This window comes from Sphingomonas sp. SORGH_AS_0950 (assembly GCF_030818415.1).
Lineage (GTDB): Bacteria > Pseudomonadota > Alphaproteobacteria > Sphingomonadales > Sphingomonadaceae > Sphingomonas.
Window position 1 is genome coordinate 74888 of the sequence record NZ_JAUTAE010000003.1, and the last position, 25650, is coordinate 100537.

Consider the following 25650-nt stretch of genomic DNA (forward strand, 5'->3'; position numbering starts at 1 on the left):
TCAACGAGAATGTGATTCGTAGACCGCAAAGAGGATCGTCTAGCAATAAGATTAGCACATTATGAATCTGGTGATTTACCCCATATTTACCGTTTCGTAGGCAGTATCGGCGGAACGTATCTATAATGGTGGCTTGGTTATGGGTTTTTCAAACCGCTAACCAGCGAGCGCACAATCGGGTTTTGTGCCTATCGTGCGCAGGGGCAATATGCAGATGACGAAATACGGTATCGAGGCCATGCAGGCCATTCAGCAAGCGCCTCGACCCGGTATTTTCGGTGGCCTTTGCAAAGCCTTTGCTGTGGCTGCGGCTTTGCTGATCCCCGCTGTTGCCCACGCTTCCGCAGGTTGCAACGATATCAACAATGGTATTCTCAATACGACAGTGAGAGCAAACGGCGGCTCCGCATTTACGACGAACCCGTTTACTCCAGGCGATGTCATCAACTGGCAATACAGTGTCCAGGGCACCGGTCAGGCGAATGCCCGCTTAATCGTGAGATATGGCACTTCAACGCCCACGAACACGAACGTTGTTGATGATGGCGGGGTGATTGCGGGAGCTCAGCGAAGCGGCAATTATACCATCACTAGTCTTGCTACCGTCGTTCGAACCTATACAACGCCTGTTTCGAGCACGGGTACGACATTCGACAGCACTGCGTCAGTGGCTTGGTCAGCAACATGTACCCCGGCCGGTGCGGCATCAGCGCCGACCTTGACGGCAGTATCGCCATCGTCCGGCCCGACCGGTGGCGGTACCAATGTCGTTATCACGGGCACCGACTTCACCGGGGCGACGGCGGTCGCCTTCGGTGGCACCGCCGCTAGCTCGTTCGTGGTGAATAGCGCCACACAGATCACGGCCACGTCGCCTGCCCGGTCCGCCGGCACCGTCAACATTTCTGTTACGACGGCCGCGGGTACTGGGGCGGCCAATTCGGCCTATACGTATGTCGCTGCCCCGGTCGCCGGCGCAGTCAACACGACAGTCGCCGCCAACAGCACCGCCAATGCCGTCACCCTAAACCTGTCGGGTGGCACCGCCACCTCGGTCGCGGTCGCAACCCAGGCCGCGCACGGCACCGCGACGGCGTCGGGCACCTCGATCACCTACACGCCGACCGCTGGTTATTCGGGCAGCGACAGCTTCACCTACACCGCCACCAACGCATCGGGCACCAGTGCGCCTTCGACCGTCACCGTCACGGTGACCGCGCCCACCCTGACGCTGGCTCCGGCGACCCTGCCGAACGGCACTGCAGGGACCGCTTACAGCCAGGCGCTCAGCACCTCGGGCGGCACCGCGCCCTACAGCTATGCCGTCACCGCCGGCGCGCTGCCGGCCGGGCTGACGCTGTCGAGCGCCGGCACGCTGTCCGGCACGCCGACCGCATCAGGCACGTTCAACCTGACCGTCACCGCGACCGATGCGCAGAACTTTACGGCCACCCGTGCCTACACCATCACTGTCGCCGCCCAGGCACCGATCGCGGGTGCGGCCAGCGTCACGGTTGCTCCCAATAGCAGCGCCAATGCGGTAACGCTGGCCCTCTCGGGCGGGACTCCGACCTCAGTCGCGGTCGCTGCGGCACCGTCGCACGGCACGGCCCATCGCATCGGGCACTTCGATCAGCTACACACCGAGTGCGGGCTATTCGGGCAACGACAGCTTCACTTATACTGCCACTAACGCAGCGGGCACCAGCGCGGCTGCGACCGTCACCGTCACGGTGACGGCGCCGACCCTCGTGCTGGCCCCGGCGACCTTGCCGGGCGGCACGGCGGGCAGCGCGTACACCCAGACGCTCGCCACCTCGGGCGGCACCGCGCCTTACAGCTATGCTATCACGGCAGGTGCTCTGCCGGCTGGCCTGACTCTGTCGAGCACCGGCACGCTGGCGGGCACGCCGACTGCTTCGGGGACGTTCAACTTCACGATCACCGCGCTCGACAGCTCGACTGGTTCTGGCCCGTACGCCACATCCCGCAGCTACACGCTCAACATTGCAGCACCGACGTTGACGCTGGCCCCAGCGACGCTGGCCAATGCGATGGTTGGTTCGGCTTATAGTCAGGCGCTGGCAGCGACTGGCGGGATAGCGCCATATAACTATGCGGTTTCGGCAGGTGCACTGCCGGCTGGCCTGACTCTGTCGAGCACCGGCACGCTGTCGGGCACGCCGACTGCTTCGGGGACGTTTAACTTCACGATCACGACGACGGATGCTCAGAACTTCACCGGTGCGCGTGCCTATGCCCTTACCGTTGCCGTCCAAGCACCGGTGGCTGGCGCGGTCAGCATGACCGTCGCCGCCAACAGCCCCGCCAATGCGGTGACGTTCAATCTGTCAGGTGGTACCGCGACCTCGATCGCGATCGGCACGCCACCAAATCATGGCACCCTTACCGGATCGGGAACGTCTATCAGTTACACGCCTAGCCTGAACTATTCGGGCAGCGACAGTTTCACCTACACCGCGACCAACGCCAGCGGCACGAGTGCGCCTGCAACGGTTACCATCACCGTGACCGCACCGACCCTGACGCTGAGCCCGACAACGCTGCCGGGCGCGACTGCGGGCACCGCCTACAGCCAGGCGCTCGCCACTACGGGCGGTGCCGCACCGTACCGCTATGCCGTCACCGCCGGCGCGTTGCCGGCCGGGCTGACGCTGTCGAGCGCCGGCTCGCTGTCCGGCACGCCGACCGCATCGGGCACGTTCAACCTGACCGTCACCGCGACCGACGCACAGAACTTCACCGCCTCGCGCGCCTATACCCTCACCGTCGCTGCTGAGGCACCGATCGCGGGTGCGGCCAGCGCCACGGTCGCGGCCAACAGCACCGGCAACGCGGTGACGCTGGCCCTCTCGGGTGGCGCCGCCACCTCGGTCGCGGTCGCGTCTGCACCGAGCCACGGCACCGCCACGGCATCGGGCACCGGCATCACCTACACGCCGACCGCGGGCTTCTCCGGCAGCGACAGCTTCACCTACACCGCCACCAACGCCTCGGGCACCAGTAGCCCTGCGACCGTCACCATCACCGTGACCGCGCCGACGCTGACCGTCTCGCCCGCAGCAGGACCGCTGCCGTCGGCCACCGTCGGCACCGCCTATACCGGCACGCTGACCAGCACGGGCGGCACCGCGCCCTACAGCTACACCGCCACGGGCCTGCCTGCCGGCGTTACCTTGTCGTCCAGCGGCACCCTCTCGGGCACGCCGACCACGCCGGGCAGCTACACCATCGCCGTCGCCATCACCGATGCGCACGGTGCCACCGGCACCGCGACCTATACGCTCACCGTCGCCGCCCAGGTGCCGGTCGCCGGTGCGGCCAGCGCCACGGTCGCGGCCAACAGCACCGGCAACGCGGTGACGCTGGCCCTCTCGGGTGGCGCCGCCACCTCGGTCGCGGTCGCGTCTGCACCGAGCCACGGCACCGCCACGGCATCGGGCACCGGCATCACCTACACGCCGACCGCGGGCTTCTCCGGCAGCGACAGCTTCACCTACACCGCCACCAACGCCTCGGGCACCAGCAGCCCTGCGACCGTCACCGTCACGGTGACCGCGCCGACGCTGACCGTCTCGCCCGCAGCAGGACCGCTGCCGTCGGCCACCGTCGGCAACGCCTATACCGGCACGCTGACCAGCACGGGCGGCACCGCGCCCTACAGCTACACCGCCACGGGCCTGCCTGCCGGCGTTACCTTGTCGTCCAGCGGCACCCTCTCGGGCACGCCGACCACGCCGGGCAGCTACACCATCGCCGTCGCCATCACCGATGCGCACGGTGCCACCGGCACCGCGACCTATACGCTCACCGTCGCCGCCCAGGTGCCGGTCGCCGGTGCGGCCACCGCCACGGTCGCGGCCAACAGCACCGGCAACGCGGTGACGCTGGCCCTCTCGGGTGGCGCCGCCACCTCGGTCGCGGTCGCGTCTGCACCGAGCCACGGCACCGCCACGGCATCGGGCACCGGCATCACCTACACGCCGACCGCGGGCTTCTCCGGCAGCGACAGCTTCACCTACACCGCCACCAACGCCTCGGGCACCAGTAGCCCTGCGACCGTCACCATCACCGTGACCGCGCCGACGCTGACCGTCTCGCCCGCAGCAGGACCGCTGCCGTCGGCCACCGTCGGCAACGCCTATACCGGCACGCTGACCAGCACGGGCGGCACCGCGCCCTACAGCTACACCGCCACGGGCCTGCCTGCCGGCGTTACCTTGTCGTCCACCGGCACCCTGTCCGGCACCCCGACCACACCGGGCAGCTACACCATCGCCGTCGCCATCACCGATGCGCACGGTGCCACCGGCACCGCGACCTATACGCTCACCGTCGCCGCCCAGGTGCCGGTCGCGGGTGCGGCCAGCGCCACGGTCGCGGCCAACAGCACCGGCAACGCGGTGACGCTGGCCCTCTCGGGTGGCGCCGCCACCTCGGTCGCGGTCGCGTCTGCGCCGAGCCACGGCACCGCCACGGCATCAGGCACCGGCATCACCTACACGCCGACCGCGGGCTTCTCCGGCAGCGACAGCTTCACCTACACCGCCACCAACGCCTCGGGCACCAGCAGCCCTGCGACCGTCACCATCACCGTGACCGCGCCGACGCTGACCGTCTCGCCCGCAGCAGGACCGCTGCCGTCGGCCACCGTCGGCAACGCCTATACCGGCACGCTGACCAGCACGGGCGGCACCGCGCCCTACAGCTACACCGCCACGGGCCTGCCTGCCGGCGTTACCTTGTCGTCCAGCGGCACCCTCTCGGGCACGCCGACCACGCCGGGCAGCTACACCATCGCCGTCGCCATCACCGATGCGCACGGTGCCACCGGCACCGCGACCTATACGCTCACCGTCGCCGCCCAGGTGCCGGTCGCCGGTGCGGCCACCGCCACGGTCGCGGCCAACAGCACCGGCAACGCGGTGACGCTGGCCCTCTCGGGTGGCGCCGCCACCTCGGTCGCGGTCGCGTCTGCACCGAGCCACGGCACCGCCACGGCATCGGGCACCGGCATCACCTACACGCCGACCGCGGGCTTCTCCGGCAGCGACAGCTTCACCTACACCGCCACCAACGCCTCGGGCACCAGTAGCCCTGCGACCGTCACCATCACCGTGACCGCGCCGACGCTGACCGTCTCGCCCGCAGCAGGACCGCTGCCGTCGGCCACCGTCGGCACCGCCTATACCGGCACGCTGACCAGCACGGGCGGCACCGCGCCCTACAGCTACACCGCCACGGGCCTGCCTGCCGGCGTTACCTTGTCGTCCAGCGGCACCCTCTCGGGCACGCCGACCACGCCGGGCAGCTACACCATCGCCGTCGCCATCACCGATGCGCACGGTGCCACCGGCACCGCGACCTATACGCTCACCGTCGCCGCCCAGGTGCCGGTCGCCGGTGCGGCCAGCGCCACGGTCGCGGCCAACAGCACCGGCAACGCGGTGACGCTGGCCCTCTCGGGTGGCGCCGCCACCTCGGTCGCGGTCGCGTCTGCACCGAGCCACGGCACCGCCACGGCATCGGGCACCGGCATCACCTACACGCCGACCGCGGGCTTCTCCGGCAGCGACAGCTTCACCTACACCGCCACCAACGCCTCGGGCACCAGTAGCCCTGCGACCGTCACCATCACCGTGACCGCGCCGACGCTGACCGTCTCGCCCGCAGCAGGACCGCTGCCGTCGGCCACCGTCGGCAACGCCTATACCGGCACGCTGACCAGCACGGGCGGCACCGCGCCCTACAGCTACACCGCCACGGGCCTGCCTGCCGGCGTTACCTTGTCGTCCACCGGCACCCTGTCCGGCACCCCGACCACACCGGGCAGCTACACCATCGCCGTCGCCATCACCGATGCGCACGGTGCCACCGGCACCGCGACCTATACGCTCACCGTCGCCGCCCAGGTGCCGGTCGCCGGTGCGGCCACCGCCACGGTCGCGGCCAACAGCACCGGCAACGCGGTGACGCTGGCCCTCTCGGGTGGCGCCGCCACCTCGGTCGCGGTCGCGTCTGCACCGAGCCACGGCACCGCCACGGCATCGGGCACCGGCATCACCTACACGCCGACCGCGGGCTTCTCCGGCAGCGACAGCTTCACCTACACCGCCACCAACGCCTCGGGCACCAGTAGCCCTGCGACCGTCACCATCACCGTGACCGCGCCGACGCTGACCGTCTCGCCCGCAGCAGGACCGCTGCCGTCGGCCACCGTCGGCAACGCCTATACCGGCACGCTGACCAGCACGGGCGGCACCGCGCCCTACAGCTACACCGCCACGGGCCTGCCTGCCGGCGTTACCTTGTCGTCCACCGGCACCCTGTCCGGCACCCCGACCACACCGGGCAGCTACAGCATCACCGTTGCCGTCACCGACGGTAATGGTGCTATCGGTACAGCCAACTACACGTTGACCGTCACCGCACCTCCTCCGCCGGTCGCTGCCGATCCGGTGACCACGTCGGTCGCGGCCAACACCAAGACGGAGGCAGGGCAGAGCGTCAGTCTCAACCTGTCGAGCCTGGTGACGGGCGTCTTCGACGACATTCGGATCGTCACGCAACCGACCCATGGCACGGTCACGATCTCTCGAACCCTTGCGATGCGCGGGTTCGGTGGCTCACCGTTCATGGCGGCTGCACTGGCTGCATCGTCGATCTCGATCCCGGGCCAGGTCATAGCCGTCTACACACCGGAAGCGGGCTACCAGGGCACCGATACGTTCCAGTATGTCGCGGTGGGTCCGGGTGGTACTTCGACGCCTGCGACCGCCACCATCCAGGTGGTCGGCAAGGCGCCAACGGCACCGAGCCTCACGGCATCCGCGGTCGACGGTCAGACCGTCTCGGTCGACCTGACAGCGGCAGCCGCCGGGGGACCGTTCACCGCAGCTACTATCACCAGCGTGTCGCCTGCCGATCATGCAAATGCCACGATCCTCACTAGCGGGAACGCGGATGCACGAACCTTCCGTCTGCAGGTGACGCCGAAGGCGCACTTCAGCGGCACGATCGCGGTAGGATACACCCTCGCCAATGCGTTCGGCACGTCCTCGGCCGCTGCGGTGATCGTCACCGTCACGGCGCGCCCGGACCCTTCGCAAGATGCGAATGTCCGCGCGATGAGCGACGCACAAGCAGAGGCCGCTCGTCGCTTCTCACGGACCCAAGTTACCAATTTCATGGGTCATGCCGAAACGCTGCACGGTGCCGACTGTGCCCGTTCGACGAACGGACTGCGGTTGAGCTCCACCGATCAGGTCTATGACCGACATGTCCCGGGGCAGCCGATCGATAACAGCGCGTCTGATGGTGACCGTCGTTCGGGGCGCAGTGCCGTGCCCTCGACGCGGGAGGAAGTCGCGCCGGCGGCCTGCGGTGGTCGCGTCGGCCTCTGGGCAGGCGGAACCATCGATATCGGGACACGCGACGCGGTCACCGGGCGCTCGAAGGTCAGTGCAACCACCTCTGGCGTGAGCGCTGGTGTCGATGTGCACGTCGCCAAGGGCGTCACCCTCGGGGTTGGCGGCGGCCTCGGCCGTGATCGCAGTGCGATTGCGGGTGGAGTGGACCGGGTGACTAGCCAGAACCAGGTACTGGCCGTTTATGGAAGCATGGTCCCGGTACAGGGCCTCTTCGTCGACGGCATGATTGCGCGCGGATGGCTGGACTATACGCTGCGTCGTCAGGACAACGAAGCGGGGGCCCTGGCCATGGCCGACCGAAAGGGCACGTTCACTACCGGTGCGCTGTCGTCGGGGATCGATCGTGTCACCGGGGCTCTGCGCTGGTCGCTGTATGGCCGGGCCGAATATCTGAACGGGCATCTTGCTGGCTACCGTGAAGAAGGTGCGGGCATCTACAACCTGCGCTTCGACGATCGCGAGCTCCGGTCGGTCACCGGGGCGCTTGGACTGCGCCTCGCCTGGCAGCAGCCTTTGTCAGTCGGAATGCTAACCGGACGATTGCGGACCGAGTGGATGCACGAGTTCACCAGCGGTACGCGGCAAGGTTTGGATTATGCCGATGTTGCAGGACCATCCTATTACAGCCTGATGGCATCGGGATGGTCGCGCGAGCAGTTCCTATTCGCACCCGGTATCGGCCTGACGCTACCGTCGGGTTGGGATCTTGGGCTCGATCTCGGCGTACGCATCGCCGACGGTGAGCGAGCCGCGACGACAGGTGTCCAGGTTCGCAAGAAGTTCTAAAGTCCAAGGGCTGTCAACCAGAAGAGGTCTGAACGGACATTCCCCACCCGGCCGCGACCGACGCCTTGCTCTTACGACGGGTTTTTGCTCAAGCGTGCAGTGTCGCCAGAGCTAGCGCATAGAAGCAGCTCGGGTGACCTTCAATACGGACGAGGTGAACCGCCACTCTTCAAATGCGGAATCATGGTGTCGCTTGGCTTTGGTGAGAGCGACTGATAAACGACCCGCGCGCTGCAAAGCGGCAGCGCCGGGACTGGTAATCCCGTTAGGAACGGCAACTCGGTGTGATTTCGCGCCGGGGTGCCTGCGTATATGTCCAGGCGCCTCGGCGCTAAAAACGTGGGCGCATGTCCTGACGTGTTACCAGCCCCGGCTCCCGCGCCGCCAGCGCGGGAGTATCGGGCGCCTCCAGCTTTCCAACGGGTGGAGGTGCAAAGGACACGGGGGGCGTATGACAGAGAGCATCATACCGCAGTCGCGCGACACTGACATTCCGGGCAATATCACGACCGTGCACGCGATGGGGCATTTCGCAGTACTGTTGCTGACGGTCCTGAACCGTCAAAAGGCTGTGAACATGCGCGAATTTGCCGACCATCTGGCGGTCTTCGCGTTCGTCACCGATGAGAGTGATCCGCCAAGCGGTCTGATATTGGCCTATTGGGCCGGTCTCATCAAAGAGGCAGCCGCCCAGGATTGCGATCGGCCTGACAGTCCTAGCGACGCAGGGCGGGGATCGAGGACACCGACGCATGGCCCCGACGCCGGCAGCTCTGGCACCGCAGGCGGATGACCTTGGATGCCACCTCGCCATCGCCTTTGAAGCGGTCGAGGATGCGCTCTGCCGGGAGATTGATCGTCCGTCCGCAGGCGCAGACGATCCGCATGTCGGCGCGATCCTTCGCCCATTCGGCGAGCGTGCGATATGGCGCTGCGATCGTCGGGCGACTGCTCACAGCGGTGACACGTCCTCATACCGCCCGGCCTTCCGAAGTTGCCGCACGATCCCGTTGAACGCGGCAGTGACCCCCTGGGCGCGCCCGATCTCGTTCGATTGGGAAGCCGCATCCCAGTACAGTTCGAGCGGCCAGCGCTCAGGACAATGCGGCAGCAGGCAGCGCAGTGCGAGCCGCACCTCGATCCCGTCGACCGTCGTCTCCGCGCATCTGGCCACGCCGGCACGCAGGATATGCAGCGACAGCGCGATCACGACGCGCTGATGTCTGGGCAGCTTCGACATGAGGTCAATGGAAGTCGTGCGATTTGAACCGCACGACATCCTCCGGATCCCTACCCTCTGCGTGGGGCGGCCAGTAGCAGTTGCGCGGCTCGGGGCGCCATTCCCGGTCTCCGCGGTCCGGCGAGCCGGGATGCTGTCCCGCATCGCCGCGACCCGTGCGGTGCGGGAACGACATTTCGCCGACGCGATGCAACAGATCGCCATGATCGACGATCCGGTCGCAAATGACGTGGATGACCTCCCCTTCCTTCTGCACACGTCCCTTTAGGCCCACCATGGAGGCCGACATGACGGTGCGCCGTTGCGCTTCGAAGCGGTCGGGCCAGAGGATGCCATTGGCAATTCCCGTCTCGTCCTCGATCGTGATGAACAGGACGCCCTTGGCCGAGCCCGGCTTCTGCCGCACGAGGATGATCCCCGCGACCTCGACGTGACGGCCGTCGCGAACGCTGGCGAGATCGGCGCAGCAGGTGACGCCGCGCCTCTTCAGCTGGTCACGCACGAACGTCAGCGGATGAGCGCGGAGCGAGAGTTGGAGGTTGCGATAGTCCTCGATGACCTCGCGACCATCGGTGAGCGGCCGTAAAGCCACATGGGGCTCAATGCCCTCCGCGCTCTGCATGAAGCTCGTGCGGTCAGCCGCGGCGAACAAGGGCAGCGGTGCTTCGCCCAGCCCCTTCACCTTCCAGAGCCCTTGCCGCCGATCGGCGCCGAAGCCATGGAATGCGTCGCCGTCCGCGAGCTTCTCGATCGAACCCCGCTGAGCGCCGGACCGGCGCCAGACCTCCTCGATGCTCTCATAGGGAGCCGTCGCTCGCGCACCGACGATCTTCGCGCCATCGGCATTCGACAGACCACGGATGACCCGCAGCCCGAGGCGGACGGCAAGGTAACGACCGCCCGTCGGCTCCAAGGTGCAATCCCACCGGCTGGCATTGATGCAGGGCGGTCGCACCTCGACACCGTGCTCGCGCGCATCGCGCACGATCTGCGCCGGCGCGTAGAAGCCCATCGGCTGTGCATTCATGAGAGCTGCGCAAAATACATCGGGATGATGATGCTTCATCCACGCCGAGGCATAGGCGATCTTGGCAAACGACGCGGCATGGCTCTCGGGGAAGCCATAGGAACCGAACCCTTCGAGCTGGCGAAACGTGCGCTCGGCGAAGTCTCGCGGATAGCCGCGCGCGACCATCCCCTCGACCAGCTTCTCGCTGAAATGGCTGACTCCGCCGGTGAATTTGAAGGTGGCCATGGCGCGCCGCAAGGCGTCCGCCTCCGCAGGCGTGAAGCCTGCGCCGACGATTGCGACCTTCATCGCCTGTTCCTGAAAGAGCGGCACGCCGAGGGTCTTTTCCAACACCGCGCGCAGCTCGGGCCGCGGATATTCCGGTCGCTCCAGCCCCTCGCGCCGACGCAGATACGGGTGAACCATGTCGCCCTGGATCGGCCCCGGCCGCACGATCGCAACCTGGATGACGAGATCGTAGAACCGCCGCGGCTTCATGCGCGGCAGCATGCTCATCTGCGCGCGGGACTCGATCTGGAAAGTGCCGAGCGTGTCCGCCTTCTGGATCATCGCAAAGACCGCCGGGTCATCGTCCTGCAGGTCCTTCAACTCGACGTGCAGCCCCTTGTCGGCCTCCAGCATGTTGAAGGCGCGGTTCATGCAGCCGAGCATGCCTAGGCCGAGCACGTCGACCTTCATGAACTTCAATGAGTCGATGTCGTCCTTGTCCCATTCGATGATCTGACGGTCCGCCATCGCGGCGGGCTCGATCGGCACCAGGTCATCGAGCCGATCATGGGTCAGCACGAACCCGCCGGGATGCTGGCTCATATGGCGCGGCACCCCGATCAGCTTGCGCGCGAGATCGAGCGTCAGGCGCAGGCGGCGATCGCCGATATCAAGGTTCAGCTCGTCGACCTGTTTTTCGCCGACCCCCTCGGCCGACCAGCCCCAGACCAGCCCGGCCAGCGACGAGGTCAGATCCTCCGGCAGGCCCAGCGCCTTGCCGACGTCGCGTACCGCGCCGCGCGCACGGTAGCGAGTGACCACCGCGGTCAGCGCCGCGCGATCACGCCCATAGGTCTCGTAGATCCACTGGATGATTTCCTCGCGCCGCTCATGTTCGAAATCGACGTCGATATCGGGCGGCTCGCGCCGCTCGCCCGATACGAACCGCTCGAACAGCAGCTCGTGCTTGATCGGGTCGATCGAAGTGACGCCGAGGACGAAGCACACGCAGCTATTGGCCGCCGAACCGCGCCCCTGGCAGAGGATCCCGCGCCGGCGCGCCTCGCGGACGATGGCGTGCACGGTCAGGAAATAGGGAGCATAGCCCAGCTCGCCGATCAGGCGCAGTTCGTGCGCAATCTGATCGCGATACGGCTGCGGCACGTCGCCGTCGAACATGCGATCGACGGCCTCAGCCGTGAGCTGCTCGAGTGCGCCTTGCGCGCTCAATCCTTCGATCACCCGTTCATGCGGGTATTGGTACGCGAGCTCGCCCAGGTCGAAGGTGCAGAGCCGCGCGATATCAACGCTCGCCTGAAGCGCATCGGGATAGGCGCGGAAACGCCGCACCATCTCGTCTGGCGATTTCAGCGCGCGATCCGCATTGACCTCGCGGGCGTAGCCGAGCTCGTCGACGGTGCATTTCTCGCGCACCGCGGTCACGACGTCCTGCAGGAGGCGGGCCTCGGGCGCATGGTAGAGGACATCGCCGGTGACGACGGCGCGGACCCCTGCCCCGCCCGCTTGGCGCGCAAGCGCATCGATGCGGACGGCATCGCCCGGCCGGCGCCGTTGGAACAGTGCCATGTAGCCGCGCCGCCCATATACCGCCGTCAGGTCCTTCAGTGCCGCAAGATTCTCTTCGTCGGCCTCATGCGGCAGCAGGATGGCGATCACGCCGTCCGACCACGGCTGCAGGTCGTGCCAGTGGAGCAAGCAGCCCCCCTTCCCTGCCCGCTTCTTGCCGACGGTAAGAAGCCGCGTGATCCGTGACCAGGCTGCGCGATCGGTGGGATAGAGCAGCAGGCGCCGACCGCAGGACAGGTCGATGCGGGTGCCGGCGATCGACCGCACATGGGTCGCCTTCTGCGCCTCCCAGGCGCGCACCACCCCGCCCACCGTGCCGATGTCGCTGATGCCGATCGCCGGATAGCCGAGCAGCGCCGCAGCCGCGAACAGCTCGTCGGGCGACGATGCACCCCGGAGCAGCGAGAAGTGCGTTAGAACCTGCAGCTCGATATAATGGGTCATCCGAAGACCCCATGCATCCACCAGCTAAGGTTGCCGGTGGCGTCCTCGAAACCGTCCCCGCGCCGGAAAACCCAGTAGCGGCCGCCCTCCTCATCCTCGACGCGGTAATAGTCTCGGACCGCCCAAATCTCGGCGTCGCGCCGCCACCACTCGCCGTGGATCCGTTCGGGGCCATCGCCCGCCACGACCTTGTGCGTCCTGCCGCGCCATTCGAACCGCCGGGGGGGCTGATCCGGCATCAGCGCGATCACACGCGCGAGGGGTTCCGGTCTTGCGAACAGGCGGATCGGCCGTTGCCAGGACGGCCAGTGGCCGGGCATGCCATTCGGGTCGGAGCGGGCGACGGCCCGCTCCGGCACATGGCTTTCGATCGGCGCGGTGCGAAAGACCGCATGTGGTCCGATCCTGCCAGCGATGATGTCGACCAGACGCGCCGGATCTCGCACCAACGTCTCGCCGGCAAGGACCGCGCCCAGGTCGACTGCATCGAGCGGTTCGGTATGTGGCGCCACCAGCCAGAATTTCTCGATCCCCATGCCAGGATCGATCCGTTCGATTCTGAGGTTCAGCAGCCGCAGGAGATGCGGCACCTCGCGCGTCGGCCGGGACGTGCCGATGGCGACCATCTGCTCGGTGCCATCGACACGCAGGCCGGTCAGGCGCAGCGAGCGCGCGCCGATCCCCCGCGCCTGTAGAACGCCGGCAAGATCGCCAAGAAGATCGGCCATCACCTGTTCGATCGCCTCAGCAGTCTCGATCGGTTCGAGAAGCCGACGCTCGACCATCGGCAGTTCGGCATCCTCGCGCGGCGTGATCGGCTCGGCGACTGCGCCGAGCGCCTGGTCAAGCCGAGTGATCGCCGCCAGGCCGAGCCGGCGCGCCAGCGGTCCCCGTGCAACCGGCAGCAGATCAGCGACCGTCTCGAATCCGAACCGTTTGGCTGCGCTCAGCGCGCTTGGTTCCAGACGCAGCGCCGCGATCGGCAGAGGTGCGATCGCGCCGGCGGTTGCGCCTGGCGCGACGTGGATGCAATCGCTCCGACCAAATCGCGCAAGGGCATGCGCCGCGCCCCCGGTATCTGCCACGGCAGCCCGGGCAGTGAACCCGGCGCGTCGGCAGAAGGCGAGGAGTCGCTGGCAGAAGCGCTCCTCCCCGCCGTGGAGGTGGGCGCAGCCGGTGAGATCGATCCAGAGGCCGTCACTGGGCGTGACCGCGGCGATCGGCGACCACCGGCGCACTGCCAGTAGCGCAAGCCGGTCGAGCAGCGCGGCGTCGGCCTCCGGCTCAGCCGGGCGGAAGTCGAGATCGGACACCAGCGCGCGGGCGTGGGTCGCTGCCATCCCTGGGTGGATGCCAAGCGCGCGCGCGCCCTCACAGGCGGCCACCACCTCTTCGCGTCGACCGGATTTGCCGATCAGCGCGAGCGGCGCGTGATCGAGCGGTGCCATCTCCGGAACGCTCATGCGCTGTATGGGCGCTGTCGCCTTGTAAGGATGGCTTGCTGCTTCCGACCGTCGACCAAGCTCGCGCATGGGTGGCTGTGCATGCGTCGGCAGCATCGCGATCTGCGCCGCGACATCGGCGCGGGAGCGCAGACCTTCGCGCGCCCAGCGTGCGCCCGGCCGCCACCCGCCGCCCCGCGGCACCGAACAGGCACCGGGGTTGTCGTCGATCGGCAGCTCGAGGGCGGCCCGCTCAAGCCGCGACGATGCGGACCGCTCCGCCCGTCTCAGCCGCTCCACGGCCAAGTTCGGCAGGAACAGCGAGACGACCCGTCTCATCGCTACCCTCCACAATTAGGGAGAAGTCCCCTCCCCCACGCTGTCGGACGCATTCTACAAACCATCGCGCCCGTCCTACGCCCGCGACGTCGAGCCGCTCGGACGGCGCGGCTCCGATCCGCCAGCGGGTCCACGCGGCAGACGGTTCGGCCAACGGATCCTCGTTGCGGCTCCGCCTGCGCCGAAGCAACAGGATCGGCAGGTCAGCCTCCGCCGCGACGAGCTGGAGGCGACGGGTCGCAACCATAGACACCTTGCTCGCCTCCGCGACGATCGCTGACGGCGTTCCGTCGCGCACCGCGTCTTCGACGACGGCAAGCAGAGCTGCATCATCGCGCGGCTGCGCGTGGATGACCCTCGCGGCCGGCAGCCCCGCCTGTTCGAGGGCCGGCGCATAAAGATCCGTCCTGCCGCTCACCCAAAGAACGGGACCGCCGATATGTGCCGCTTCCCGCGCCGCGATGCCGGCCAGGAACAACGTCGTTGCGGCATCGTCGACCAGCGCGCTGCTGCGAGCTGTCGCCTCGTGCAGCGCACCCGATCGCAACCCCCCGGCACCGAGCCGTGTGTCGATCGCATCGATGCCGAAAGGCGTGATACGATAATCCGCGATCGGCATCACGATCGTCCGGAGCTGGGCGATGGTCGCAGGCATGGTGCGAGGGAAGACAGACATAACCTGGAAGACTCAATGTGTTCCCTTTATGTTCCGTATTTTGGTGGCAATCGTCAATCGGATTTTGGATGGGATTCTAGGGGTGTATCGTCCAGTCTCGTGAATCAATGGCGGCGCATTGTCGCGCGGCCAGCATGTGCTGGCATGCGGCACATGATCAAATCGGTGCCCTCTGCCAGGATAGGCGCCGCAATCCGACAGGGGAGCATATCTCCTGCCCGCCTGCCCTGGCGATTGGTTACGTCTCGCGGCTTAGGTGTTTAGTCCCGGCCTCTGCTGGACCGTATTGATGACGAACCGCTCGGGCTCTGACGTTCGCATCAGTGCCTGTTCGCTATCGCTGATTGGAGCGGGTGTCAGGACAAGGTATCCCCCGATATGCCTAAGATGGAACGGGAGTTGTACAAATCATCAACAGAAAGTGAATTTACCCCTTTCGCCTTTCTATAAATTGACTCATAAAATTCCAATGCCGATCCGCTCCGAAAACCGTTGGCTCTATCCGATCGACTGGCAGCAGCTGTCGGATCGCATTCGGTTCGACCGGGCGAAATCTCGCTGTGAACGATGCGCCCGGCCCCATCTGCGCCTGGTTCCGCACTTGGGCGACGGTCGATGGTGGGACGCCGACCTTCAATGTTGGCGTTCCGCGCGAGGCAAGCGCGTCACAGTCCGTTATGTCGATATCGCTGCGGTACGGACGACTTATGTCGTCCTGGCCTGTGCGCATCTGGATCATGACCCAGGTCACAACTGGCCTGCCAATTTGGCGGCCTTATGCCAACGATGCCATATGCTGCACGACGCGGCGGAACATCGTTGGCAAAGGTGGTGGAACAACTTCAGGCGCCGCGCCCTTCGCGACCTCTACGAAGACCCTCGTCTGGCACGCAAACGGCTTGGACAGGCGCGATACAGGGCGAGGTTGAGAGGCACAGGCTGAAGAGGTCCGCACCGTAATCAGGTGTAACCGGCGGGCGTACCTCGTTGAAGGCCGCCCGCTAGCTCCGTTATTCTCCGGACAGATGGGCCGCAGCGGCACTTTTGGCGGCCTTCACGCCCTTGGGCTTTGCGGGTACCTTGCTGCCGGGCTTGCGGCCCAGACCGATCTTCTTGGCCATCGCGCGACGGCTTTCCGAATAGCTCTCGGCGACCATTGGATAGTCCGCCTTCAGATTGTAGCGCTCGCGATATTGCTCGGGCGTAAGCCCATGGGTTGCCAAATGGCGGCGCAAGGTCTTGTAGGGCTTGCCATCGATCATCGAGACGATGTGATCCCTCGAGGCCAGCGACTTCCGCACCGACACTGCTGGGGTGTATTCGATAGTATCGACCGCCTCCCCTCCCGAAGGTGCGCTACCGCCAGCCAGCTGTAGAATGGCGCTGTGCATGCTGCCCAGGAAAGCCGGAACCTGCTCCGCGTCTATCCGGGTGTTGGGGTTGCCCAGCCAGGCAATGGTCAGTTCGGTCGCGAGTTCGACAGCCTGTGCAGTGTCGGTGATGTTTTCGTCAGCCATGTTTTGTCCAGATGGGAGTGTCAGGAGCTTTACGGTGCTGCTCGGTCTATTGAACCGTTGACGGCCATGCCACAGCACGCGTCTTGCAGCAGCAACGGGTGCAAATCGTCAAGACATTATTTTCCTGATAAGTCTTATCGCTCAACTAATCATATGGTGAGGCGGAACGTATCGCCGCTGATCTGCCCCCCGTTTCACCGGACGGATTTAAGCGGTTGCAAAAACCAGTGCGCGATGTTCGCGCGGCGAACGCATTTTGAGCCCTGAATGCGGGTGGTTGTCGTTGTAGTCCTCGATCCACCCGGCCAGCGATGTCAACGCGTTGAGTGCATTGGGGAGCGGCGAGACGCGGACGTAATCGCGTTTGAGGGTATGCACGAAGGCCTCGGAGATGCCGTTGGATTGCGGGCTTCGGACAGGCGTGAAGCAGGGCTTGAGCCCGAGTTGCCGGGCAAAGGTCCGCGTTTCGCGGGCGGTATAGGCCGAGCCGTTATCGGACAGCATCTCGACCGGCGTGGTCGTACGTACAGCGCCGAAGCGGGTTTCCACGGCTTCCAGCATGATGTCGCGCACGTCCGAGCCACTGATGCCGGTATTGGCGACCGCACGCCAGGCGATGATCTCGCGGTCATGGGCGTCGATGATGAAGGCGCCGCGCACGACCTCGCCGTTCCAGCAGGTGAACTCAAAGCCGTCCGAGCACCAGCGTAGGTTCGAGCGGATCGTCACCACGACGCCGTCATGGCCATAGTCGGCCCGCTCGGTATAGCGCCGCGCCAGCAGCAGGCGGTCCGCCGCCATGATGCGATAGACACGCTTGTGGTTGACCGGCGCCGATCCTTCGGCGCGTTGCTGTCGATTGAGGACCGCCGCGATGCGGCGGTAGCCATATGTTGGCCGCTGCGCGGCGATCTGGCGAATGCGCGGCAGCAAATCCGCATCCTCGGCCTTCGTGTACGCCCCGCGAGCCTTGGTGCTGCCGCCCAGGCAGTCGTACACCGTCGAGCGCCCGACGCCCAGCGTGCTGGCGACCAGGCTCACCGGATAGTCTCCGGCAACGGCGAGTGCATGAGCAAGCTCGCTTTTTTTGGGCGCGAGCGCTCCATCGCCTCCTTCAGGATCTCGACCTCCAGCGTCTTGCGGCCGAGCTGGCGCTCCAGTTCACGGATGCGGTTGTCCATCTCGCGGACCTGGCGGTTGCTGGTCACCTCGTCGTCGCCAGCCACCGCTACGCTCCCGCCTTCCAGCATTAGCCGCCGCCAGCGGTACAACAGGTTCGGCGCCACGCCGTTGCGGCGCGCCACCACCGAGATGCTCTCGCGACCATCGAGCGTTTCCTCGACGATCCTCAGCTTCTCGGGCGTGCTCCAGTGACGGCGACGACCGCCGTCGGTGATGATCTCGGACACGGACATAAGCCTATGCTTAGGGGATAGCCCCAAGCCTCCTTCTTAGGCTTGAATCCGTCCGGTCGAAATGGGGGCCAGCTCAGCCGCTTTATTTCATATCCATATGATCGCCTCTGCCCTTTGACCGGGGTATTTAGCACCCCGCGCAGGCAATCGGTGCCCTTTGGAAATGATTGGTTGTTCGAATTATTGAGCCACTTAGGGCGGCTCCCCGTCGGCTCGCTCGACCTCTACAAAACTCCTGATGTGGCCCCATTCCATCTGCAGGATAGTGGATGGCAAAACCTTCATGCTTGGCGATATGGAAGCACCTTCACCACATGGGAGTCTGACATGAATAACGCCGACCTCGCCGACCGCATCGCCGGTAGCCACGACATCGGCAAGGCTGATGCACGCAAGCTCGTCGACGGTGTATTTGCCGCTATTGTCGAGGCAGCCACAGCTGGAGACGAGATTGCCATCAATGGCTTTGGCAAGTTCAAGGTCAAAGACAGCCCTGCCCGCGAGGGCCGCAATCCCGCCACTGGCGAGGCCATTCAGATCGCGGCCGCCAAGAAGCTGGCCTTTACGCCTGCCAAGGCCGTTAAGGACAAGCTCAACGGCTGATCGCCTGTCGCCCCGCACGCACGTCGAGCGGGGCGATGTTGGCATTCCCGGCCGTTCGCTCCCCGTTTCCGGCTCTGCAATAGCGGACGTTAGATCATCGGGCACCGCCTATCGCCAAAAGCCGCGAAATGCGGCAACGACACGGTATGAACCGTCTCGCCTTTCTTGCCCTCACTCTGGCGGGACTTGCCTGGGGGCTCGGCTTTCCGCTCGGCAAGTTGGCCCTGCGCGAACTCGACCCGGCGCATATGGTGCTGCTCCGCTTCTTCGTTGCCAGCATCGTCGCTTGTCCGTTCGCCCTTGCCACCAAGGAAGCAAGAGCGCTTTTCCGTTCGCCGCCGGTTCTGCTTGCGGGCGCGCTTTACGGATTAGCCTTCGTAATCCAATTCGAGGGGTTGGCCGGGGTTACCGTCACTCTCGCGGCCCTGCTGGTCGGAGCGATGCCCGCGCTGATCGCAGGCTCGGCATATCTGATCGGCGAACGGGTCACGCGTGCCTCGTGGATCGGCGTCGTCGCAGCGACGGGTGGCGCGACTTTGATCGCTGGCAAGCCTGGCGGCGCCGGCACTGCGATCGGGATCGCACTTTCATTGGTATCGCTCCTGATCTTCCTGGCGTGGCTTCTGGCGCTGAAGCGCGTGCCTGTGACGCGATCGGCGATGGCTGTGCCTGCGGTCACATTGGTCGTGGCGACGCTCACCGTGCTGCCGATCGCGCTGCTGCTCCATGGTGCGCCCCCACTCGCGCTGAGCCCGGTCGCCTGGAGCGGGATCATCGGGCAGGGTATTCTCTCAACCTTCTTTGCCACGGCCGCATGGCAGTATGGCGCGGCCCGCGTCGATAGCGCCAGTGCAGGCGTGTTCATAAACATCGAGCCGTTGATCGGTGCCGCGCTCGGCATCGGCCTGTTCGGTGATCCGGTGGGATGGCCAGTCCTGCTGGGCGGAATGCTGATTGTGGTCGGCAGCATTGTCGTCGTTCGCGGCGAGCGCCCCAACGCCAGTCACGCAGCGGACGCTACGCATGGTCTGTCGATGGACTAGGTTATGGTGACCCACAATCGGTCATTCAGACCGCCATCCCCGCTCCCCAACTCCTGCCATTCATTCATCTTCTAAATCGGGTTCGAAGGCCTAGGTACTTTAGATGCCAACACGGCGAGATTTGGGACTTTGCTGACGTTCGCCTGCGGCGTGCCGAACGGCGGCTCGTTGTCGAAGCCGACGTTCAAAGTTCGTGTGACCGGCACCTCGGAACGTCAGAAGCCGGGCCGGATGCAGACTGTCAGCTCTTGGTCAGGCGATCAGCGAAAGCAGACGCTGACTGATCAGCCGATGCCGACGGCCAGATATGGGCCGCTAGCCGCCTGTCTGCACAGCGGTACTGAAAGCCGAAAGGCCGCCGATCGAATGCCGCCCCAGAAGCCGCCTGTCGGCAAAGCGCTCTGAATTTGGTCACGCAGCTTAGCTTGACGCGGTTGCACGGTCCAAATGGCAGGGGGCAGCGCGGCGCGCTGCGGCGCGCGACGATGGCAGCGTCAGCGTCAGCTCGAGCTGCGGCAGCATTTCGGGGGAATAAAGATCGAGATCAACCGATCGGCAGGACACGAAGCGCGGTGACCGACGGCTGGCATTTTTCGGCCCCGGGCAATTGCTCTGGGGCCGGGTCGCGTTGAGGTAAGGCTGGGAGGACACGACCGTGCGCGCAGCCTATCAGCGGCAGCTCGACCATTATGCTGTGATCGGCGAGATACTCGCGATCGGTAATCTCAAACGCATGGTGCACGAAGGGAAAGACGAGCATGAGCTCAAGTCCGATCTGTCGGGCGGGCGGACGCCACCGCTGACACCAGCCGCGCGCAAGGTCGCGAAGCGCCAGCGGCCTTAAGGGTCTGTCCCCCGCCCGACGCGGCATACGCCGAGACCCGGCACGGGGCTTGGTAGCGCGGACAGCAGGCCAGCACCACGAAGCGGCGGTCGCGCGACACTGTGTCGCGCGAGGCGTACTAATCCATCCGATCTGGACTTAAACTGGGCGATCGGCTCGCGTACCTTACCCTCGACGCCTATTTCTGCGCCCATGACCGACCAATTCTCGCGCGGCCGCTCCGATCGGATGGTGGCTTACTACACGCAGTATCGCACCGCGCTCGACACTGTGCCAACCGGTGGCACTTTCATGCCCTATCGCTGGTGGACGCTGCCCGATTCCATGACCATGATCTGGATGCCTTACAGCCAGATGCTCGACGAGTACGCGACCGACCTTTCGAACATCATCAACGCGCTCACGCACAATGTTGCACGGCTGCGTGCGTGGGACGACGTGATGCAGGGCCTTGGCGACGACGAGCAATTCGAGCTCAGCCACGAATTCATCGACACGCTCGGCACGGTTGCGCTCGGCCAGCCTTATGCGATCAAGTCACGCTTCACCTTGGCGGTCGGCCATCTCAGCCATCAGGCGAACCAGGCAAAGGACATGGCGGGCTGGAAGGACGAATTTCCGACCAAGAATCTCTATCTCAACGATATCGAGCCGTTCGGTGCGCCGTGGCGCAAATACCGTGCTTTCAAGCTCAAGCTCGAACCCTTGGCGGGGAGCGCGTTCAAGGAGGCGACCGACGATTTTCGCAACGCCTATAACCACGGCTTCTCGTCGCGCTTCGTCCTCGGCATGACCGCGATGGTCACGCGGCACGTCCGCAACGGCCGGGTCAGCTACGCCTTCGGCGGCAATGAGCCGCTGGGGATCGCCGCGGTCGCGGATCTGCTCGAAATCGAACGCGACCATTGCTACCGCGCTTATGCTGCCTTCCAAGTGCTGATCGAAGAACAGATTGCCGCGATTGTAGCGATGGAGACGAGTGGCACTGCGACAAGCGGTGGCAGGGCAACCGCTGCACCCACCTGAGGCCACTTGCTCATCATAACGCCGGACCCGACGAGATCATCCTGAGCAACGATATCAACGTCTTGCCGATTCGAGCCTCGCCACCCGAAGCCGTGCACGATAGTTGCGTGGCCTTGGGGTTGCGACAATATCGTAGCGACCGTTTGGCAACCTCACCAGACCCAGTTGACCAGAAACGGTCGGAACCTTGGTGACCTCATGAGAGACACGAACCTTGGCGGAAACTAAAGTAAGTTCGATGGGCAGTCCGGCAAGACCATGGTCTATCCCGGAAGCAGACCTTTTACGCCAGGCGACCGCGTCGTTGCGCGGTTACGTTTACCAGTTGCACCAGTCCGCTGCCGCCTGGATCGATCTGCCCGAAGGCAATACGCTGCAAATCGAGGTCGCCGAGGACTTCTCAGAGATTCTCAAGCAGCCCGATCAGATTGACGAGATTCTCAAGGCGACCCAGGTCAAGGACACGCGTGAATCGGGACGCATTACCCTCAATTCGGGCGATGTACTTGACACTATCGAGAGCGTGCATCGTCTGGGACAGGCCAATCCCGGCCGTATCGTCGATATCGTATTCCTGACGACGTCCGAGATAGGCAAGGAGCGAAAAAATCCACTTCCTTCGGGGGATCGTGGGCTTGACGCTTGGCGAAAAGCTGCGGCTGGCGGCCCAGTTGCCGAGATAAGCAAAGCGTTGGTTGCTCGTCTTCCCAAGGGACCCGCAAGGACGTTTGTGCGCAAGAGCAACGCCGCAACGCTTAGGGAGCAGCTGCTGGCCAGGCTCACATTCGAATGTGGCGCGCCGGATTGGCAGCTAATCGCCAGCAGCAACCGGACGAAACTGTCGGCGATGTGCGAGGAAGTTCAGGCGACGCCTGCTGCGGCGCATGCTGCCTATGATGTGGTGTTTGGGGAATTGCTGACCACGATCCTCACATCTTCGACGCGACAACTCACGCGCACTCATCTGATCAATTGCCTGAGGCGGGCCACCGCGATCGCAATGCCGTCTCAGATCGTCGAGCAGTTGGCGATCGCCGGTGCCGCGCTTAGGCCTGAAGCGGCAATCGATCCGGTTGCATTGCGGATGATCGCGTCTGCGATGCTAGAGGTGGCCGAACCGCCGTCCCTCGCAGCGCTGGTCGGGGACGACCGGGTCGGGGGACGCACCGCATTCGATCAGATCGCGGCGCTTGAGCGGACGCTTACGCGCTCCAACCCTTCCCAAAAGGACGGTGACCGGGCTACGATTAACACGCTCGCCGGTCTGATGGGCAAGCGGCATATGGTCATCGGAGGACCGGGGTCGGGGAAATCGCACGCGCTCTGGCGATCGGCGCGACAACTACTCGACAAACAGGAAGTTTTTCCGCTCTTTCTGTCTGCCGCCGAGCTCTCCACCAGTGACGAACTCTTCGCGCCACTGACATATGCTGCAGCCGGTCTGTCCATCGAGGCAATCGTGTCCGATCCGCGCGTCTGCTTCATGATCGACGGATGGTCCGAATTTGCCAGCGGGGATAAGGCGGGCGAAAGGCACAAGGCGCTAACAAGGCTCCGCAACGCGCGCATTATCGCGACCGCAAAATCGGCGGAAGGCGCGGGTGCCGCGTTCGAAGTTTGGACGCTGGACCTGTTCACCCCCGAGCAGGTCGCGGCGAGCACAGGCGTCGCGCATCCGGGCCGGCCCGTACTTTCGCAAGCGATCATCGATCTGCTTCGCCTACCCCTGCTTTTGTCGATCTATCTTCTGACAGACGCAGATGCTTTCTCCACGGGCGAGCTCCTGCGCCAATTCCATGATCAATTGGCGCGTGACCTGCCCGGCCGATTCACCGACGCCCTTGCTCGAGCCGCTGCGGCATCGGTCCTGACAGACGATCGGGGGTTCGGCAGGTTCATCGCGCAACTCGAGGCTCACGCCGGGTCCGCCGGGATCACGGAGTCAAAGCAGCTTCTCCGTCGGCTGGGCACCATAACGGAACGCAACGGGAAGGCCTTGCCCATCCATGACCTTTACTGGAACTGGCTGGCAGGACGTGGGCTGCTGCGGCATTTTTCGAGCAGCGATGCGCTTCGATCGATCGCGACGCGGGAATGTTATGCCTTGGCATTGCAATCCGGTGACGTGGCCGCAGCGGAAGACGGCCGTGCGATTGTTGACAGCGATATCGTTCTCAGCGCTACTCTGGAAACCGGCCGACCGATCGGGGCCGTCGATCCGATGATTGGCGGCGCGATCGACCGGGGGCTTGGGGATGCCAGCCTCGCGCGGCGCAGCCGCGCCGGCCTTGCCGCACTGGCGATCAACAAACCCGACTACCTGGGTCCCGCCCTTGATGTCCTGAGCGAAGTGTATGAAGCGAGGCTTGCGCTGCCCGAATGGTCAGCGGCTCTGCACCCTGAATTGCTGTACCCGCATCGATCGATCCTCGCGAGCTGGATGCCAGCCCGCGGGACCGAACTCGTCCTTGGGATAATCGCCGATCACGGCGGACCGGAATGGTCGGATTGGCTCGGGCAATTGGCGGTCAACAATACGGTGTCCGGCGCTGCAGCGCTGGCAGCGGCACTGGGCTGCCGACCGGACTTCCCGGAGTGGGGACACCCATATTTCGACGAGCTGGTACGAGCTGCTCCATGGCTGCTGCGGAGCGCAGCAGGGCGGCGCGCAAACCGCGCGCTGGCAAGACATATTGCGGCAACCTACGACCATCTCGTCGATACGGCAGTCAAGCCAGGAAGCAGTGGGTGGCTCGAGCTCAATCGCGTACTGGTCGATTGCGGCGACAACGCGGTATTCGCCGCATTGCTCGAGCGGTTTCCCGCGATGAGCGAGCAAGCACAGGAATATCTGGGATTTGCCGTGGTCGAGCGAGGTGAGCCGTGGATCGGCGCGTTCCAGAAAATTGCCTTTACGTCGTTCAAGATACACCATCACCGCCTTACCAAGTATCTTTCGCCGGACATCGATGACGAAACCGCCCGAGCATGGATCGCCAACGGTCACGCCACGACCGGCTGGCGCGTCCTTGTCGCGCGGCACGGGAATGCCCTGCTTCCGGAACTGCTAGCGGGACTGCCGCAGTCATATTCCGGCATGCCGGACGTTCCCGCACTGGAGCCCCTGCGGTTCCTCGAGGACGCCCCGGCTTCGCTGATCGAGACTTTATGGTCCCGGATCGGCGGCGTCATGCTACCCAAAACAATGGATCAATTGCTGGAAGCGACCGCGGCAATCTATCCGCAAGGCGTCGCGCATATTGTCGGCTTCGTTTGCCAACAGCCCAACGCACTACCCGCCTATCATCTGCATCGGACTGTCGCTCTCTATCGGGATTGGCGGAACCGGCTCGGCACCCGTCTCGACGTGGAAGCCGAAGGCAGCGGCCCGGTCGAATTCGATCGCTGGATTTCGACCTTCAGCGCAACTAGCCGATGGGACCCGAATTTCACCCCAGAGATGCTCTCGGCTTTGCCTGAGGCCGCGGTTGCATTGGTCCTGACCACGTTTCAGCACGATGACGCTAAGGCCGAGGCGGTGCTTCGGGCGCTTAAGGACGTCAAAGCATATAACAAGCCGTTGCTGGATCGCATGCTATCCACGGCTCGCCTCGCGACGCTAATTCCCGCTGTATTCGCCGACGCGTTCGGCACCTTTCCGTCGAGTGCCTTGGGCCAGTGCCTGGAGCATCCCGATATCGACCAAGGCCAACTGATCTTTCGACTCGGCGCGACCAGCAACCCGCTCCACCGCGACGTCCATCTGGCATTGATCAGGCGTGTGTTGAGCGAGCCGATCGACGTGCATCATTATCGCTATGTGGCGGCCATGATGCGGGCCTACCAGCGTTTCGAGGTCAGGGACATGCTCGGTGACATCGGGGATCAAGGCGGCGATGATCGTGTTTGGCTGATCCGGGAGATCGAGACGGCGCGCGGCGAGCGCTTGATCGACGAACAGGGATTGCCGCTGGCGAGCTAGGCGTGCCCGTCACGCGAC

General features: G+C 65.0%; 15 protein-coding genes. 9 read left to right on the top strand and 6 right to left on the bottom strand.

Translation table 11 applies throughout. From position 1 onward, the window contains the following. Positions 1-208: 208 nt before the first annotated feature. The 3 genes from QE385_RS19465 to QE385_RS19475 all read left to right on the top strand — a co-directional run bounded on the left by QE385_RS19465 (position 209) and on the right by QE385_RS19475 (position 9030). Entirely contained in the window at positions 209-1693 is a 1485-nt protein-coding gene (locus QE385_RS19465; protein ID WP_307105104.1) for a putative Ig domain-containing protein, read from the top strand. Further along, the gene (locus QE385_RS19470) at positions 1632-8237 is read left to right on the top strand and encodes an Ig-like domain-containing protein (RefSeq protein ID WP_373424742.1); all 6606 of its coding nucleotides are present in this window, start codon (positions 1632-1634) and stop codon (positions 8235-8237) included. Before QE385_RS19465 ends, QE385_RS19470 begins: the two co-directional genes overlap by 62 nt. A 451-nt stretch (positions 8238-8688) precedes the next feature. Further along, positions 8689-9030 carry a hypothetical protein gene (locus QE385_RS19475; RefSeq protein WP_307105107.1) on the top strand — a complete coding sequence of 114 codons (342 nt, stop codon included), beginning with the start codon at positions 8689-8691 and terminating at the stop codon, positions 9028-9030. A gap of 159 nt (positions 9031-9189) precedes the next feature. On the opposite strand, the gene QE385_RS19480 is transcribed toward QE385_RS19475, so the two are convergent. The 6 genes from QE385_RS19480 to QE385_RS19505 form a co-directional block, all read right to left on the bottom strand. Further along, positions 9190-9477: a hypothetical protein gene (locus QE385_RS19480; protein ID WP_307105109.1), complete on the bottom strand. Its 288-nt coding sequence runs from the start codon at positions 9475-9477 to the stop codon at positions 9190-9192. Between the two features lie 4 nt (positions 9478-9481). Continuing rightward, entirely contained in the window at positions 9482-12745 is a 3264-nt protein-coding gene (locus QE385_RS19485) for an error-prone DNA polymerase (RefSeq protein WP_307105111.1), read from the bottom strand. Beyond that, the gene (locus QE385_RS19490; protein ID WP_307105113.1) at positions 12742-14526 is read right to left on the bottom strand and encodes a DNA polymerase Y family protein; all 1785 of its coding nucleotides are present in this window, start codon (positions 14524-14526) and stop codon (positions 12742-12744) included. Before QE385_RS19490 ends, QE385_RS19485 begins: the two co-directional genes overlap by 4 nt. After that, positions 14441-15181: an ImuA family protein gene (locus tag QE385_RS19495; RefSeq protein ID WP_307105115.1), complete on the bottom strand. Its 741-nt coding sequence runs from the start codon at positions 15179-15181 to the stop codon at positions 14441-14443. Before QE385_RS19495 ends, QE385_RS19490 begins: the two co-directional genes overlap by 86 nt. 1031 nt (positions 15182-16212) lie before the next feature. Continuing rightward, on the bottom strand, positions 16213-16719 hold the full coding sequence (locus tag QE385_RS19500) for a MucR family transcriptional regulator (RefSeq protein WP_307105117.1): 507 nt from the start codon (positions 16717-16719) through the stop codon (positions 16213-16215). 207 nt (positions 16720-16926) lie between these two features. Beyond that, positions 16927-18134 (bottom strand): IS3 family transposase gene (locus QE385_RS19505; RefSeq protein WP_373424739.1). Its coding sequence is split into 2 segments (ribosomal slippage): positions 16927-17810 and positions 17810-18134, totalling 1209 coding nucleotides; the frame shifts between segments, so codons are not numbered across the junction. A gap of 327 nt (positions 18135-18461) precedes the next feature. Here QE385_RS19505 and QE385_RS19510 point away from each other — a divergent pair. The 6 genes from QE385_RS19510 to QE385_RS19535 all read left to right on the top strand — a co-directional run bounded on the left by QE385_RS19510 (position 18462) and on the right by QE385_RS19535 (position 25632). Continuing rightward, the gene (locus QE385_RS19510) at positions 18462-18737 is read left to right on the top strand and encodes an HU family DNA-binding protein (RefSeq protein ID WP_307105121.1); all 276 of its coding nucleotides are present in this window, start codon (positions 18462-18464) and stop codon (positions 18735-18737) included. 146 nt (positions 18738-18883) lie between these two features. Then, complete coding sequence (locus tag QE385_RS19515; protein WP_307105123.1) at positions 18884-19780, top strand: DMT family transporter; 897 nt, start codon at positions 18884-18886, stop codon at positions 19778-19780. A gap of 129 nt (positions 19781-19909) precedes the next feature. Then, positions 19910-20185: a hypothetical protein gene (locus QE385_RS19520; protein WP_307105125.1), complete on the top strand. Its 276-nt coding sequence runs from the start codon at positions 19910-19912 to the stop codon at positions 20183-20185. A 250-nt stretch (positions 20186-20435) separates the two neighbouring features. Next, positions 20436-20624, top strand: a complete 189-nt coding sequence (locus tag QE385_RS19525) for a hypothetical protein (protein ID WP_307105127.1) — start codon at positions 20436-20438, stop codon at positions 20622-20624. Between the two features lie 192 nt (positions 20625-20816). After that, entirely contained in the window at positions 20817-21650 is an 834-nt protein-coding gene (locus tag QE385_RS19530; RefSeq protein ID WP_307105128.1) for a hypothetical protein, read from the top strand. A 214-nt stretch (positions 21651-21864) separates the two neighbouring features. Beyond that, complete coding sequence (locus QE385_RS19535) at positions 21865-25632, top strand: hypothetical protein (RefSeq protein WP_307105130.1); 3768 nt, start codon at positions 21865-21867, stop codon at positions 25630-25632. The last annotated feature ends 18 nt before the right edge of the window (positions 25633-25650 follow it).